At 57.2% G+C, this 14,719-nt stretch carries 11 protein-coding genes and 3 tRNA genes; 4 read left to right on the forward strand and 10 right to left on the reverse strand.

What is annotated here, in order from left to right:
- Positions 1-247 precede the first annotated feature (247 nt).
- From AB4Z20_RS25300 to tig, 7 genes are all read right to left on the reverse strand, one after another.
- Positions 248-1,102 (reverse strand): DUF2242 domain-containing protein, encoded by an 855-nt coding sequence (locus AB4Z20_RS25300; protein ID WP_320390171.1) that lies wholly within the window; start codon positions 1,100-1,102, stop codon positions 248-250.
- Positions 1,103-2,221: 1,119 nt separating this feature from the next.
- Positions 2,222-4,093 (reverse strand): SurA N-terminal domain-containing protein, encoded by a 1,872-nt coding sequence (locus AB4Z20_RS25305; protein WP_320390170.1) that lies wholly within the window; start codon positions 4,091-4,093, stop codon positions 2,222-2,224.
- A 224-nt stretch (positions 4,094-4,317) separates the two neighbouring features.
- Complete coding sequence (locus AB4Z20_RS25310) at positions 4,318-4,590, reverse strand: HU family DNA-binding protein (RefSeq protein ID WP_002552737.1); 273 nt, start codon at positions 4,588-4,590, stop codon at positions 4,318-4,320.
- 148 nt (positions 4,591-4,738) lie between these two features.
- Positions 4,739-7,135: an endopeptidase La gene (gene lon, locus AB4Z20_RS25315; protein ID WP_214508979.1), complete on the reverse strand. Its 2,397-nt coding sequence runs from the start codon at positions 7,133-7,135 to the stop codon at positions 4,739-4,741.
- Positions 7,136-7,296: 161 nt separating this feature from the next.
- Positions 7,297-8,580, reverse strand: coding sequence for an ATP-dependent Clp protease ATP-binding subunit ClpX (clpX, locus tag AB4Z20_RS25320; RefSeq protein ID WP_013692650.1), 1,284 nt, complete (start codon positions 8,578-8,580; stop codon positions 7,297-7,299).
- A gap of 112 nt (positions 8,581-8,692) precedes the next feature.
- Positions 8,693-9,328, reverse strand: a complete 636-nt coding sequence (gene clpP / locus AB4Z20_RS25325; RefSeq protein WP_003199862.1) for an ATP-dependent Clp endopeptidase proteolytic subunit ClpP — start codon at positions 9,326-9,328, stop codon at positions 8,693-8,695.
- Between the two features lie 92 nt (positions 9,329-9,420).
- The gene (gene tig, locus AB4Z20_RS25330) at positions 9,421-10,731 is read right to left on the reverse strand and encodes a trigger factor (RefSeq protein WP_003199860.1); all 1,311 of its coding nucleotides are present in this window, start codon (positions 10,729-10,731) and stop codon (positions 9,421-9,423) included.
- Between the two features lie 264 nt (positions 10,732-10,995).
- On the opposite strand from tig, the gene AB4Z20_RS25335 reads away from it, so the two are divergent.
- Positions 10,996-11,145 (forward strand): hypothetical protein, encoded by a 150-nt coding sequence (locus AB4Z20_RS25335; protein ID WP_253473064.1) that lies wholly within the window; start codon positions 10,996-10,998, stop codon positions 11,143-11,145.
- Between the two features lie 9 nt (positions 11,146-11,154).
- Here the strand turns inward: AB4Z20_RS25335 and AB4Z20_RS25340 are convergent.
- From AB4Z20_RS25340 to AB4Z20_RS25350, 3 genes are all read right to left on the reverse strand, one after another.
- Positions 11,155-11,239 (reverse strand) — tRNA-Leu (locus AB4Z20_RS25340).
- Positions 11,240-11,297: 58 nt separating this feature from the next.
- A tRNA-His gene (locus tag AB4Z20_RS25345) sits at positions 11,298-11,373 on the reverse strand.
- 41 nt (positions 11,374-11,414) lie between these two features.
- Positions 11,415-11,491: transfer RNA gene (locus AB4Z20_RS25350), tRNA-Arg, on the reverse strand.
- 281 nt (positions 11,492-11,772) lie between these two features.
- On the opposite strand from AB4Z20_RS25350, the gene folD reads away from it, so the two are divergent.
- The 3 genes from folD to AB4Z20_RS25365 all read left to right on the forward strand — a co-directional run bounded on the left by folD (position 11,773) and on the right by AB4Z20_RS25365 (position 14,292).
- Complete coding sequence (gene folD / locus AB4Z20_RS25355) at positions 11,773-12,627, forward strand: bifunctional methylenetetrahydrofolate dehydrogenase/methenyltetrahydrofolate cyclohydrolase FolD (protein ID WP_014339305.1); 855 nt, start codon at positions 11,773-11,775, stop codon at positions 12,625-12,627.
- 315 nt (positions 12,628-12,942) lie between these two features.
- On the forward strand, positions 12,943-13,881 hold the full coding sequence (gene pbpG, locus AB4Z20_RS25360) for a D-alanyl-D-alanine endopeptidase (RefSeq protein WP_442090857.1): 939 nt from the start codon (positions 12,943-12,945) through the stop codon (positions 13,879-13,881).
- A 243-nt stretch (positions 13,882-14,124) separates the two neighbouring features.
- Complete coding sequence (locus AB4Z20_RS25365; protein WP_442090859.1) at positions 14,125-14,292, forward strand: hypothetical protein; 168 nt, start codon at positions 14,125-14,127, stop codon at positions 14,290-14,292.
- The last annotated feature ends 427 nt before the right edge of the window (positions 14,293-14,719 follow it).

Below are 14,719 nucleotides of genomic sequence, written 5' to 3' on the forward strand. Positions count from 1 at the left end.
CCGTCGCATCTTCGGCGGGTTCCAACGGGTCCAGTTCATACGCCTGGTATTCCAGCAGCTCTTCCTGATAATCATCCATTACGTGTCCTTCCCCTGTCATTGAGACCAATGCCTTATGGCGCTGGCATCAGCATAAAGCTGCTTTATGAACAAAACATGAAGCAAAGGCTTCATGAATTAAACGTAGCACAGGGCCGGGAAATTACCGTGTGAAGTGTGACAGGGCGTTACTCCCTGCCACTGGACCTCAGGATGTCGGAAGCGGCTGGATCGGCTCGGTCGGGGCCGGTAACGAGCTGGACGGTGGTGGTGTAACGGTTTCCGTCGTCGGCGCAGACTCGAACGACTCAGGCGCAATCGGCGCGGGTTCGCTCGGCGGTGCGACGGGCTCCGAGACCGTGGGAGTGGTTTCGACGGGGGCCGGCGCGGCCTCTTCCACCGGGGTGGCTGGCGCAGGGGCAACGGGCTCCGGCGCAGGCGCTGGAGCAGGCATCAGGGTGGCCGGTTCGACCTTGGATTCCGGAATGCCCAGTTCAGTTTTCGGTTTCTCGGCGTTGTCGGCCGCTTTCTTCGCCTCGGGAGGCAGGAACAGCTCCACCAGGGCAAAGAAGCGCTCATAGAACTTGGCCGCCGACACGGTTTCGCTGGCGACCTTGACCATCGAGTCATCCGAGGAGCCGATCGGCATCGATACCGAACCCAACACGCCCACGCCCAGGCTGGCGGAGTTGTTGGTCTTCTTAAGGGCATAACGGTCCTGCAAGGCGTTGGCGAACATCGTCGCACGGTGGCCAGTACCGCCGTCTTCGGCACAGACCAGGTTGAAGCTGATCTCCATGTGGGTGTCGCCGGTCTGCTGGAAACTCTTGTGACCGCTGACCAGCTTCGGATCGCTGCTGGTGATGATGTAGCCCTGGCTGAGCAACGCCCGACGCCCGGCCTCGCAGGTCGCCGCGTCGCTCACTGGATAAGTGCGCGAAAACGTGCCGGAGTCGTCGAAGTTCTCGTGCTCGTAAATGGCGGCTTTCTTCGACGAGCAACCGGCTGCGGCGGCCAGCACCAGTGCAAGCCCGACGGTGCGCATGGGAAATGATTTGAACATTGAACATCCTGAGAAAAACGGTCCGGGGCGTATTGTGCAACAGAACGCGACCTGGCAGCGTGGCTAATCTTGTTTCAAGGGGGTTACAAGTTTACTGGGGGTTGTTTGCAGGAAAAAGACGCCAACCGGATAGATCGACGAACACCCGCTTTCCAGGCAACAAGCAGATACAAAAACCCTGGTGTTTTGGCCTAATGCGGTTCTCTTGAGCGGTTAATGAAGATTTTTTTATTCCGTTTCTGGAGGCGTGGTTAGGTGTGTATATCCATTGCTGCGGTAACGGCGGCTTATGGTTCCGCTCTTACAGCGGGTCACTTTTGGAAAAGCCGGGAGCCGGACCAGCCAAAAGTAACCAAAAACGCTTTGCCCCACCACTCGGCACCTCGCTTAGGCTCGGTGTGCCCTCACTGCGCAATGCCTGCGTTCGGCCAGCGTGGTTTAACGGGGCGCCCCAGATCAAAAGCCGAAGCGAGGCGGCCTGACAGCCGGCCTGGTTCTTGGTGGGACCGCGTTTCCCCTGTGGGAGCGAGCCTGCTCGCGATGACGTCGGCACATCCAACATCATTGCAACTAAACCACCGCTATCGCGAGCAAGCTCGCTCCCACAGTGAGCTTGCGGTGTTCACAACATCTGCACACAACACAAAAACCTGTGGGAGCGAGCCTGCTCGCGATGACGTCGGCAAATCCAACATCATCGTTGACTGGAACACCGCATTCGCGAGCAAGCTTTGCTCCCACAGATCTAATGGGTGTACGACCGGGAGAGCCAGGTCGGCTGTTAGGCCGCCTCGCAGTGGACGTTGATCTCGGGCGCCCGTTAACCACGCTGGCTGAACGAAGGTGTTGCGCAGTGGGCAACCCGGCATGGATGCCGAGCCTAGGCGAGGCACCGAGTGGTGGGGCATGAGCGTTTTGCTTACTTTTGACTGGGCCGGCTCCCGGGCTTCTCTAAAGTGAGCCGCTGTAAGAGCGGAACCGCCAGTGGCCATCACCGAAGAAACGGATATACACCCAAAACCCAAGCCAAAAAAAACGACGCTTCTCCATTTCTGAAAGAAGCGCCGTTTTTTTCTAACTGAACAGCATCACAACCAGGTTTGAAAAAGCATCAAGCAATTAGAAACGCTTGATCTCCGCCTGGCTCTCCAACTGCTTGCGATACGCCGCAAAGTCCTGCTGACCAACACGGGACGCGAGGTAGCGGCGATATTCCGCCTTCTCTTCGTCAGTCGGTGCCGCTGCTTCGTTCACGCCATTCAAACGCACGACCATCAGGCTGCCATCAGGCAAGGTCACGCTGGTGAACGTCGGCTTGTCCTTGGACTCAGGCTTAGGCATGCGGAACAGTGCTTGCAGCACCGCCGGATCGATGCCTTCCTGGTTGCGGGTTGCCGCCTGGGTGGCTTTCCAGCCTTGGCCACCGACCGGCTTGTCCAGTGCAGCCTTGCCATCGCGCAGGCCGGCAATCAGCTCGTCGGCCCGGGTCTTGGCTGCCGCGCTGGCATGTTCCTTGGTCAATTGAGCACGAATCGGCCCTGCCACGCTTTCCAGCGGCAGTTGCTCAGGCTTGCGGTGCTCCTTGGCACGCAGCACCACGACGGTTTCCGGGTCCAGCTCGATGGCGGTGCTGTTGGCACCCTCATCCAGCACTTCCGGACTGAACGCAGCAGTAACGACCGCACGATTGGCCGCAATCCCTTCGCCGCCTTCACGACCGAAAGGGGCCGATGTGTGGACGGTCAGCTTCAGGTCCTGGGCCGGTTGCGCCAGGTCGGACGCTTCGAACGAGGCATCTTCCAGTTGCTTGGTCGCCTCAACGAAACGCTGCTCCACCTGCTGAGTCTTCAGCTCGCGGGTCAGTTTGTCCTTGAGGCTGGCAAATGTAGGCACTTCAGGCGCTTCGACACCCAGTAGCTTGATCAGGTGCAGACCGAAATCGGTGCGTACCGGTGCCGAGACCTGGTCCTTGTTCAGGGCATACAAGGCCTTTTCGAATTCCGGATCGTAGACGCCAGGGCCTGCGTAACCCAGATCGCCGCCGTTGTTAGCCGAACCCGGGTCCTGGGAAAACTCCTTCGCCAACGCTTCAAACGACTCGCCTTTGGCCAAGCGAGCCTGGATCTCTTCGATCTTCGTCTTGGCCTGGGCTTCGGTCACCTTGTCGTTCACTTCGATCAGGATGTGCGCAGCCCGACGTTGTTCGGACAGGTTGGCGATTTCTTTTTGATAGGCCGCCTGCAAGTCTTCGTCCTTGACGCTGACCTGATCGAAGAAAGAGGCCTTCTTCAGTTCGAGGTAATCGATGACCACCTGGTCAGGCGTCATGAATTCCTTGGCGTGCTGGTCGTAGTAAGCCTTGACCTCATCATCGGTCAGCTTGACGGAGGCAGGGTCAGCCTTGATGTTCAAGGTGGCGAAATCACGCGTCTGTTTTTCCAGGCGTGCAAATGCCAACACTTGGGCATCGGTGACGAAACCGCTGCCTGCCAGGCCAGCGCGCAACTGACCGATCAGCATTTCCTGAGCCAGCATCTGGCGGAACTGCATACGGCCATAACCCAGCTGACGGATCACCTGATCGAAACGCTCTGGGCTGAATTTGCCATCGACCTGGAACTCAGGCGTCTGCAGGATCACTTGATCAAGCGCAGCTTCGGAGAAAGCGAATTTCGCATCGTGTGCGCCTTGCAGCAACAACTTGCGGTCGATCAGGCCCTTGAGCGCCGAATCACGCAGCATTTTTTCGTCCAGCAAGGAGGCGTCGAAATCCTTGCCCAGCTGTTGCATGAGCTGACGGCGTTGCATGTCGACCGCCTGGCTCAGCTCGTTCTGGCTGATGTTTTCGCCGTTGACCTTGGCCGCTTCGTTGCTGTTGGTAGTGGCTTTGAAAATGGCATCGAAACCGGTCAACGCCATCAATGCGACGATGACTCCGATGATGGTCTTGGCAATCCAGCCTTGTGAATTGTCCCTGATATTCTGCAGCATGCGTCCCCCAGAAACGGTTGAACTTCAAATTTAGGCAACCGTGGAGCGTGGGTAGAATCCGGATAGAAGAAAGGCGCATCCGAGGATGCGCCTTCTCGTAACTGGCGGAGCGGACCGGGCTCTAACCTGCAAGCCCTGGTGTGCCAGACCGGTTGCAACCGGCCGTATTACCGCTCCGCTGCCAAGCCAGGCATGACCCCGACCCGGATAAACTCAACGAAACCTTAGTTAACGGCTTCTTTCAGTGCTTTACCAGCTTTGAAGCCTGGCTTTTTGGCAGCAGCGATTTCCAGCGTCTTACCGGTCTGCGGGTTGCGACCGATACGAGCAGGACGATCGGTCACGGAGAAGGTACCGAAACCAACCAGAACAACGGAGTCGCCAGCCTTCAGAGCGCCAGTGACGGATTCGATTACAGCGTCCAGCGCACGGCCAGCAGCAGCTTTCGGGATATCAGCGGATGCAGCGATAGCATCAATCAGTTCCGACTTGTTCACTCTAAGTCCCCTTATATCTATTTGAGATGATTCTAAGTTTTTTTGGTGAAAGCAAAAACGAGTGCTGAATGGCCTGCAGACACTTAAGAGCCGCTTTATAACAAGGGCTCTAAAAAACTGTCAAGGAAGCCCCCCAGGCAAATGCGTATTAATGCGTGCTAATTCTTTCCTTAGAGTCAGACTCTCGCTTTTCTTCCTTCGCGACAATCTCCGGAGCCACATCCGGCAAGGGCTCCGGCGCGTATTGCAGCGCAATTTGCAGGACCTCGTCAATCCATTTAACGGGTTTGATCTGAAGATCTTGCTTGATGTTGTCAGGAATTTCCTTCAGGTCGCGGACATTCTCTTCGGGAATGATCACGATCTTGATCCCGCCACGGTGTGCCGCCAGCAGTTTTTCCTTCAGGCCGCCAATCGCCAGGACCTGGCCACGCAGCGTGATTTCACCCGTCATGGCGACGTCGGCGCGCACCGGAATACCGGTCAATGCCGAAACCAGGGCCGTGCACATGCCTACACCAGCGCTTGGGCCGTCCTTGGGCGTAGCCCCTTCAGGCATGTGGATATGCGTGTCGCGCTTCTCATGAAAGTCCAGGGGAATACCCAGGCTCCGGGCGCGACTGCGAACCACCGTCAGCGCAGCGGTGATCGATTCGACCATCACGTCGCCCAGGGAACCGGTCTTGATCAGTTGACCCTTGCCCGGCACCACGGCCGCTTCGATGGTCAACAACTCACCACCGACCTGGGTCCAGGCCAGGCCAGTCACCTGGCCGATCTGGTCCTGTTGCTCGGCGAGGCCGTAGCGGAACTTGCGTACGCCCAGGAAGTGCTCCAGCAGGTCTGCAGTGACCTTGACCGCGAAGCGTTTTTCCAGCGCATGTTCCTTGACCGCCTTGCGGCAGACCTTGGCAATCTGCCGTTCCAGGCCACGCACACCGGCTTCGCGGGTGTAGTAGCGGATGATGTCGCGAATCGCTTCCTCGTCGAACTCCAGCTCGCCTTTTTTCAGGCCGTTGGCCTGGATCTGCTTGGGCGAAAGGTATTTCACGGCGATGTTGATCTTCTCGTCCTCGGTGTAACCCGGCAGACGAATCACCTCCATCCGGTCCAGCAACGCTGGCGGAATATTCATGGAGTTGGAGGTGCAAAGGAACATCACGTCCGACAGGTCGTAATCGACCTCCAGGTAGTGATCGTTGAAGTTATGATTCTGCTCAGGATCGAGGACTTCGAGCAACGCAGAGGCTGGATCGCCGCGCATGTCGCTACCCATCTTGTCGATTTCGTCCAAAAGAAACAGCGGATTGCGCACGCCGACCTTTGTCATCTTTTGAATCAATCTTCCTGGCATCGAACCGATGTAGGTACGGCGATGCCCCCGAATTTCCGCCTCATCGCGCACGCCGCCAAGGGCCATGCGTACGAATTTGCGGTTGGTGGCGTGGGCAATCGACTCCGCAAGGGAGGTTTTACCGACCCCTGGAGGACCAACCAGGCACAGGACCGGACCACGAATCTTCTTCACGCGCTTCTGCACGGCGAGGTATTCAAGGATGCGTTCCTTGACCTCTTCCAGGCCGTAATGATCGGCGTCGAGGATGTCTTCGGCACGCGCCAGATCCAGACGCACCTTGCTCTGGGCTTTCCAAGGCACCTGGACCAACCAGTCGATGTAGGAGCGCACCACGGTGGCCTCGGCAGACATAGGCGACATTTGCTTGAGCTTGTTCAGCTCAGCCTGGGCCTTGGTCAGTGCATCCTTGGGCAAGCCGGCGGCATCGATGCGTTTTTTCAGCTCTTCGATTTCGTTGTGACCTTCGTCACCATCGCCCAGCTCTTTCTGAATGGCCTTCATCTGCTCATTCAGGTAGTACTCGCGCTGGCTGCGCTCCATCTGCTTCTTGACGCGACCGCGAATGCGTTTCTCGACCTGCAACAGATCGATTTCGCCGTCGAGCAGTGCCAGCACGTGTTCGACACGGGCCGACAAATCAATGATTTCGAGAATTTCCTGCTTCTGCTCGATCTTGAGGGCCATGTGGGCCGCCATCGTATCGACCAGCCGCCCAGGCTCATCGATGCTGTTAAGCGACGACAGGACCTCTGCAGGCACCTTCTTGCCCAGTTGCACGTATTGTTCGAACTGCGACAGCAGGCTGCGGACAAATACCTCTGACTCACGCTCGGGCGCATCGACCTCTTCGATCAGCGACACCTCGGCCCGGCAATGGCCGTCCACTTCGCTGAAACGTTCGATAGCACCACGCTGCTCGCCTTCGACCAGGACCTTGACGGTGCCGTCGGGCAGCTTGAGCAATTGCAGAACCGTTGCAATCGTACCTACGCGATACAGTGCGTCTTCGCCGGGATCATCGTCGGCTGGGTTTCTCTGAGCCAGCAGAAGAATCTGCTTGTCACCCGTCATCGCAGCCTCAAGGGCTTCGATGGACTTTTCGCGCCCCACGAACAGCGGGATAACCATGTGCGGATACACCACGACATCGCGCAATGGCAGGAGAGGCAATTCGATGGTTGTCTTCATGATTTCGCCTCTACGGCGGCCCTAGGGCCGGAAACAGATGGAAGTAAGCTTGAAACCAAGATGGGGGCAGCCTCGAAAAAAAACAAGCGCTAAGACACGTCTAAAACGCGCAAAAAGCAAAGGGGCCCGAAGGCCCCTTCTTTGTTCCGGCAGCGGGACGCTTAAGCGTCCGGTGCGGCCTTGGCAGCCGGCTCATTGTTTTCATAGATATACAATGGCTTGGACTTGCCTTCTATGACGCTTTCATCGATCACGACTTTACTCACCTCGGACTGCGAGGGGATCTCGTACATCGTGTCGAGCAATACACCTTCGAGGATCGAGCGCAATCCACGGGCACCGGTCTTACGTTCCAGGGCACGTTTTGCGACCGATTTCAGCGCGTCGGAACGGAATTCCAGGTCTACACCTTCCATTTCGAACAGCTTGGCATACTGCTTGGTCAGGGCGTTTTTCGGCTCGGTCAGGATCTGCATCAACGCTGCTTCATCCAACTCGTCCAGCGTCGCCAGGACCGGCAGGCGACCGACGAATTCCGGGATCAGACCGAACTTGACCAAATCGTCAGGCTCGACTTCACGCAGGGATTCACCGACTTTCTTGCCTTCTTCCTTGCTGCGCACTTCGGCGTTGAAACCAATGCCACCACGGGTGGAACGGTTTTGAATAACCTTTTCCAGGCCGGAGAACGCACCACCGCAGATGAACAGGATGTTACGGGTGTCGACTTGCAGGAATTCCTGCTGCGGATGCTTGCGACCACCTTGGGGTGGAACGGAAGCGACCGTACCTTCGATCAACTTGAGCAAGGCCTGCTGCACGCCCTCCCCGGAAACATCCCGGGTGATGGACGGGTTGTCGGACTTGCGGGAAATCTTGTCGATTTCGTCGATGTAGACAATGCCCATCTGGGCCTTTTCCACATCGTAGTCGCACTTCTGCAACAACTTCTGAATGATGTTCTCGACGTCTTCACCTACATAACCCGCCTCGGTGAGGGTGGTTGCGTCGGCGATGGTGAACGGAACGTTCAGCAAGCGGGCCAGGGTTTCGGCAAGCAAGGTCTTACCCGAGCCTGTCGGGCCGATCAGCAGGATGTTGCTCTTGCCGAGTTCGACGTCGTCATTCTTCTTGTCACGCTGGTTCAGGCGCTTGTAGTGGTTGTACACCGCTACGGCCAGTACCTTTTTCGCACGTTCCTGACCAATCACATACTGATCAAGGATGCCGCTGATTTCTTTAGGCGAAGGCAATTTATGCGCGCTGCTCTCGGCCTGGGCTTCCTGCACCTCCTCGCGGATGATGTCATTGCACAGGTCGACGCACTCGTCGCAAATGAAGACCGAGGGGCCGGCAATCAATTTGCGCACTTCATGCTGGCTTTTGCCACAGAAGGAGCAATAAAGCAGTTTGCCGTTGTCCTCGCCGTTGCGGGTGTCAGTCATTCGATCGATCCAAATCCGATAGGCTTGCAACACAAGATGAAGGCAATTGCGGGCTTTTTCAAGCCCGCAGGTGATCGGACCTGCCGATCAACCTCATTTTGAGCGGCTTATTTTAAGCGGGGCGCTGGTTGATCACTTCATCGATCAGGCCATATTCACGTGCGGCTTCAGCGCTCATGAAATTGTCGCGGTTGGTATCGCGCTCGATTTCTTCCAGCGTGCGCCCGCTGTGCTTGGCCATCAAGGTATTGAGGCGCTCGCGAATGAAGAGGATTTCCTTGGCATGGATTTCGATATCCGATGCCTGGCCCTGGAAACCGCCCAGTGGCTGGTGAATCATCACGCGCGAGTTCGGCAGGCAGTAACGCTTGCCATGGGCACCAGCTGTCAGCAAAAACGCACCCATGCTGCACGCCTGACCGATACAGGTCGTCGAAACGTTAGGCTTGATGAACTGCATGGTGTCGTAGATCGACATGCCCGCCGTCACCGAACCGCCAGGGGAGTTGATATAGAGATGGATATCCTTGTCCGGGTTTTCGGCTTCAAGGAACAACAGTTGCGCACAGATCAGGTTGGCCATGTAGTCCTCTACCGGGCCCACCAGAAAGATGACGCGTTCCTTGAGCAGACGCGAGTAGATGTCATAGGCACGTTCGCCGCGGGCGGACTGCTCGATAACCATCGGGACCAGGCCGCCTGCGGCCTGGATGTCAGAGCTCTGCTGATAAAAAGAATTGCGGGACATGTCTCGCAGTCACTCCCAAATAGTTATGTCTTGAATACGCATAAGCCAGCGCGAAGGCTGGCTTATGGGTGTTTGTTCTTACCGCAGAACCATCAATCGGCTTGTGGAGCTTCCACCGGCTTGACCGCTTCTTCGTAAGAGACCGCTTTATCGGTCACGCTAGCTTTCTGCAGAACAGTATCCACAACTTGTTCTTCCAGCACAACCGAACGGACTTCGTTCAGTTGCTGGTCGTTCTTGTAGTACCAGGACACGACTTGCTCAGGCTCTTGATAGGCCGAGGCCATTTCCTGGATCAGCTCGCGAACGCGGGCTTCGTCAGGCTTGAGCTCGAACTGCTTGACCACTTCGGCGACGATCAGGCCCAGTACGACGCGGCGCTTGGCTTGTTCTTCGAACAATTCGGCAGGCAGCTGGTCCGGCTTGATGTTGCCACCGAACTGCTGAACAGCCTGCACGCGCAGACGGTTCACTTCGTTGTCCAGCAAAGCCTTTGGCACTTCGATCGGGTTGGAGGCCAGCAGACCGTCCATGACCTGGTTCTTGACCTTGGACTTGATGGCCTGGCGCAGCTCACGCTCCATGTTCTTGCGAACTTCGGTGCGGAAACCTTCCAGACCGGTTTCCTTGATGCCGAACTGGGCGAAGAACTCTTCGTTCAGCTCAGGCAGTTTCGGCTCGGAAACAGTGTTGACGGTCACGGTGAACTCGGCGGCTTTGCCAGCCAGGTCCAGGTTCTGGTAATCCTCAGGGAAGGTCACGTTCAGAACGCGCTCTTCACCGGCCTTGGCGCCAACCAGGCCGTCTTCGAAGCCAGGGATCATGCGACCGGAGCCCAGCACCAGCTGGGTAGCCTTGGCGGAACCGCCCGCGAACACTTCACCGTCGACCTTGCCGACGAAATCGATGTTCAGTTGATCTTCGTTCTGGGCAGCACGCTCAGTCACTTCGAAACGGGTGTTCTGCTTGCGCAGGATGTCCAGCATCTTGTCCAGGTCGGCATCCGACACGTCAGCGCTCAGGCGCTCGACGGCGATGGATTCGAAACCGGCAACCGTGAACTCAGGGAACACTTCGAACGTGGCGACGAACTCCAGGTCCTTGCCTTTTTCCAGCACTTTAGGCTCGACGGACGGAGCGCCGGCCGGGTTCAGCTTCTGCTCGACGACCGCTTCGTAGAACGAAGACTGGATCACGTCGCCCACGGCTTCCTGACGCGCATCAGCTTCGTAACGCTGACGGATCACGCTCATTGGCACTTTGCCTGGGCGGAAACCTGGGATTTTGGCCTTTTGGGCAGTCTGCTGCAGACGCTTGTTGACCTGAGTCTCGATGCGCTCAGCCGGCACGGTGATGCTCATGCGGCGCTCAAGAGCAGAAGTATTTTCAACAGAAACTTGCATGGATATTCCTCGTTGCACAGACGTTGGCCGGGCGTTTCCGACCCCAGAATCAAGGGCATGCATTCTAGTAGGTCAAACTCAAGAAGTCACCCTACTGAAAACGCGCTGGAAACAGGCGCCGGATTTAGGACGGGGCAAACGGTCATGCCCCACCCGGATTGCAAATACAGTCGATTCAGCCCAGGGCTCTGCGCCAACGCTTCTATATATAGAAGCAGCTTGCCCGATCGCGCGACGCCCGCCCCTACAAAGGGACCGACGGACATGTCACGCATCATCACGAAACACATTCGCGAAGAACTGACCGCTACGCGCAGCGCCAAAAAACCGTACCGACGCCAAACACAGAACCATGGAAAACAAAAACGGCGCAGCCCTTTTCAGGTACTGCGCCGTTTTCTGCTATTTAAATAGCGACTTGTATGGTGCGGACGGAGAGACTCGAACTCTCACACCTTGCGGCGCTGGAACCTAAATCCAGTGTGTCTACCAATTCCACCACATCCGCGTATCAAGCTTTTAAAGCAAAGGCGCCAGATTGTTAGATCTGGCGCCTTTCTAGAATATGGGGTGGACGATGGGGATCGAACCCACGACAACGGGAGTCACAATCCCGTGCTCTACCAACTGAGCTACGCCCACCATATTGCCTTGTTGCCTTACTTGTGCCAAAGCTGCCTAATTGGCGCACCCGGCAGGACTCGAACCTGCGACCATCCGCTTAGAAGGCGGATGCTCTATCCAGCTGAGCTACGGGCGCCTTTTTAATCTGTATTCTTGGACGATTACAAACTAAGTGCTTTCAGTTTTGCCGAGTTGAAACAACCAACTCTGCTCCACCTTCTTAACCAGTGCTAGGCTGTGCCCGACAAGTGCGACGAATGTTATAGACGGCCTGATAGGTCGTCAACTCTTTTTTAAAAAAAATTCATTTAATTAAAGGGGTTAGGGGAATTTGCAGACCAAGCGCCTTTGCCCTCACGCCCCGGCATGCGAGAATGCGTTCTCTTTTTTTCCCCTCTCGATGGTTAACCACGCGCAATGACTGCACAACTTATCGACGGCAAATCGATCGCCGCCAGCCTGCGCCAGCAGATCGCCCAACGAGTCACCGAGCGCCGCGAGCAAGGCCTGCGCACGCCCGGCCTTGCGGTGATCCTGGTCGGCAGCGATCCTGCCTCTCAGGTTTATGTCTCGCACAAGCGTAAAGACTGTGAAGAGGTCGGCTTCCTTTCCCAGGCCTACGACCTGCCTTCCGAAACCACCCAGCAAGCGTTGGCCGATCTGATCGATCGCCTGAACGATGACCCGAACATCGATGGCGTTCTGCTCCAGCTGCCGCTGCCTGAACACCTCGACGCCTCCAAGCTGTTGGAGCGTATCCGCCCGGACAAAGACGTCGATGGCTTCCATCCTTATAACGTCGGTCGCCTGGCCCAGCGCATCCCGTTGCTTCGTCCCTGCACCCCTAAAGGCATCATGACGCTGCTGGAAAGCACTGGCGTGGACCTGTATGGCCTCGACGCCGTAGTAGTGGGTGCGTCCAACATCGTTGGTCGTCCAATGGCCATGGAGCTGCTGCTGGCCGGCTGCACCGTGACCGTGACCCATCGTTTCACCAAGGATCTGGCTGGCCATGTCGGCCGCGCGGACCTGGTGGTGGTGGCCGCGGGCAAACCCGGCCTGGTACGGGGCGAGTGGATCAAGGAAGGCGCCATCGTCATCGACGTGGGCATCAATCGCCAGGAAGATGGCAAGCTGGTGGGCGACGTGGTCTACGAGACCGCCCTGCCCCGCGCCGGCTGGATCACGCCGGTACCCGGCGGCGTAGGCCCGATGACCCGCGCCTGCCTGCTGGAAAACACGTTGTACGCGGCTGAAACGCTGCACAGCTGATACGCGTCAACAAAAAACCTGTGGGAGCGAGCTTGCTCGCGATAGCGATGGACCAGCCAACATCCAGTTGACTGACACACCGCTATCGCGAGCACGCTCGCTCCCACAGATGTTTCTGGCGACCGGACTTTAGTCGCCAGATTACAAATTTTTCAGATTCGTTTCGCCAAAATCCCCCTCCATGAAACTTTATTTATTCACAAGCCTTGGCGATACAGGCATATAGCGCTGCTGTCGCCCATACTCCTAAAATGCGACGTTTTTTTTTAAAAGTCGTTGCTCAACGGCACCTTCAACTCTATCGAGCCTACTCGCGTGAAAATCCGTCTTTCGATCATCAGCCTGTTCATCGCTTTCACAGGCAGCTTTATCACGCAGAATGTCGCTGCACAGGAAACCATCGCAGCCCCACGGGATACGGCCAAGCTGCAAGTCGCCTCGGGCAGCGCGATGTTGCTGGACCTGCAGACGGATAAAGTCGTTTATTCGAGCAACCCGGACGTGGTGGTGCCCATCGCGTCGGTGACCAAGTTGATGACCGGCCTGATCGTGCTGGATGCCAAACAGAACCTGGATGAGTACATCTCCATCACCATCGCCAACACCCCTGAGATGAAGGGCGTGTTTTCCCGGGTCAAGCTCAACAGCGAGCTGTCGCGCCGGGACGTGCTGCTGATCGCCCTGATGTCTTCGGAAAACCGCGCCGCCGCCAGCCTCGCCCACCACTATCCAGGTGGCTATGCCGCGTTCATTGCCGCCATGAACGCCAAGGCGAAGGCGCTGGGCATGACCAGCACCCATTACGTCGAACCGACGGGCCTGTCGATCCACAACGTCTCGACCGCCAGGGACCTGACCAAGCTGCTGATCGCCGCTCGCAAGTATCCATTGCTGAGCGAACTGAGCACCACCAAGGAAAAGACCGTTACCTTCCGCAAGCCTGTGTATAGCCTGGGCTTTCGCAACACTGACCACTTGATCCACAAGGCCAACTGGGATATCCAGTTGACCAAGACCGGTTTCACCAACGAGGCCGGCCACTGCCTGGTGCTGGTGACGAAGATGGGCAATCGCCCGATGGCACTGGTGATCCTCGATGCATTCGGCAAGTTCACGCACTTCGCCGATGCCAGCCGGATTCGTAGCTGGGTCGAGACCGGAAAAAGCACCGACGTGCCGTCAGTGGCCCTGCAATACAAGGCTGCCAAGAATCTCAAGAGCCGCCAGAGTGGTGTGGTGGAAGCTTCCAAGTAATCCGCGAACCCTAAAAGCCCTGACTCGTCGTAATGCTGTTCACTTAGAAAAAGCGGCGCTTCTTTCAGAAATGGGAAGCGCCGTTTTTTTTGTTTTTTGCGGTACTTGTTTTGGTGTGTATATCCGTTGCTGCGGTAACGGCGGCTTAGGGTTCCGCTCTTACAGCGGGTCACTTTTGGAAAGAGCGCCAAAAGTAACCAAAAACGCTCTGCCCCACCACTCGGTGCCTCGCCTAGGCTCGGCATGCCTGAACGAAGGCATTGCTCCGTGGGCCGCCGCGAAGGGCCATCCATGGCCCAGCGCGGCTACCTCGGCATCCGTGCCGAGGTGCCCACTGCGCAATACCTTCGTTCAGCCAGCGTGGTTAACGGGGCGCCCGAGATCAACGTCCACTGCGAGGCGGCCTTATAGCCGACCTGGTTCTTGGTGGGACCGCGTTTTTCCTGTGGGAGCGGGCTTGCTCGCGAAGGCGGAGTGTCAGTTTGCGGTGATGTTGGATGTGCCGGCGTCATCGCGAGCAAGCTCGCTCCCACAGTGGTTCTGTGTGGGACATAAATTTTGTGTTCACCGGAGATCCAGTGTGGGAGCGAGCTTGCTCGCGATAGCGGTGGCTCAGCCACACAGATGCCGGCATGAGCCCCGCTCTTGCTCTTGCTCTTGCTGTTGCTGTTGCTGTTGCTGTTGCTTTGGATCTTGATCTGGACGCCCCGTTAAACCACGCTGGCCGAACGCAGGCATTGCGCAGTGGGCATCCCGGCATGGATGCCGGGATAGCCGCGCTGGGCCATGGATGGCCCTTCGCGGCGGCCCACGGAGCAATGCCGGAGTGAGGGCATGC

The sequence above is a fragment of the Pseudomonas sp. KB_12 genome, from assembly GCF_052114545.1.
In the GTDB taxonomy this organism is placed as follows: domain Bacteria; phylum Pseudomonadota; class Gammaproteobacteria; order Pseudomonadales; family Pseudomonadaceae; genus Aquipseudomonas; species Aquipseudomonas brassicacearum.

What these genes read in the sequence shown, in the direction of transcription:
- AB4Z20_RS25335 (WP_253473064.1), top strand. Translation starts at nt 10,996, where the DNA reads ATGTCACGCATCATCACGAAACACATTCGCGAAGAACTGACCGCTACG.
- AB4Z20_RS25300 (WP_320390171.1), bottom strand. Translation starts at nt 1,102, where the DNA reads ATGTTCAAATCATTTCCCATGCGCACCGTCGGGCTTGCACTGGTGCTG.
- AB4Z20_RS25305 (WP_320390170.1), bottom strand. Translation starts at nt 4,093, where the DNA reads ATGCTGCAGAATATCAGGGACAATTCACAAGGCTGGATTGCCAAGACC.
- folD (WP_014339305.1), top strand. Translation starts at nt 11,773, where the DNA reads ATGACTGCACAACTTATCGACGGCAAATCGATCGCCGCCAGCCTGCGC.
- tig (WP_003199860.1), bottom strand. Translation starts at nt 10,731, where the DNA reads ATGCAAGTTTCTGTTGAAAATACTTCTGCTCTTGAGCGCCGCATGAGC.
- AB4Z20_RS25365 (WP_442090859.1), top strand. Translation starts at nt 14,125, where the DNA reads ATGCCTGAACGAAGGCATTGCTCCGTGGGCCGCCGCGAAGGGCCATCC.
- clpX (WP_013692650.1), bottom strand. Translation starts at nt 8,580, where the DNA reads ATGACTGACACCCGCAACGGCGAGGACAACGGCAAACTGCTTTATTGC.
- clpP (WP_003199862.1), bottom strand. Translation starts at nt 9,328, where the DNA reads ATGTCCCGCAATTCTTTTTATCAGCAGAGCTCTGACATCCAGGCCGCA.
- lon (WP_214508979.1), bottom strand. Translation starts at nt 7,135, where the DNA reads ATGAAGACAACCATCGAATTGCCTCTCCTGCCATTGCGCGATGTCGTG.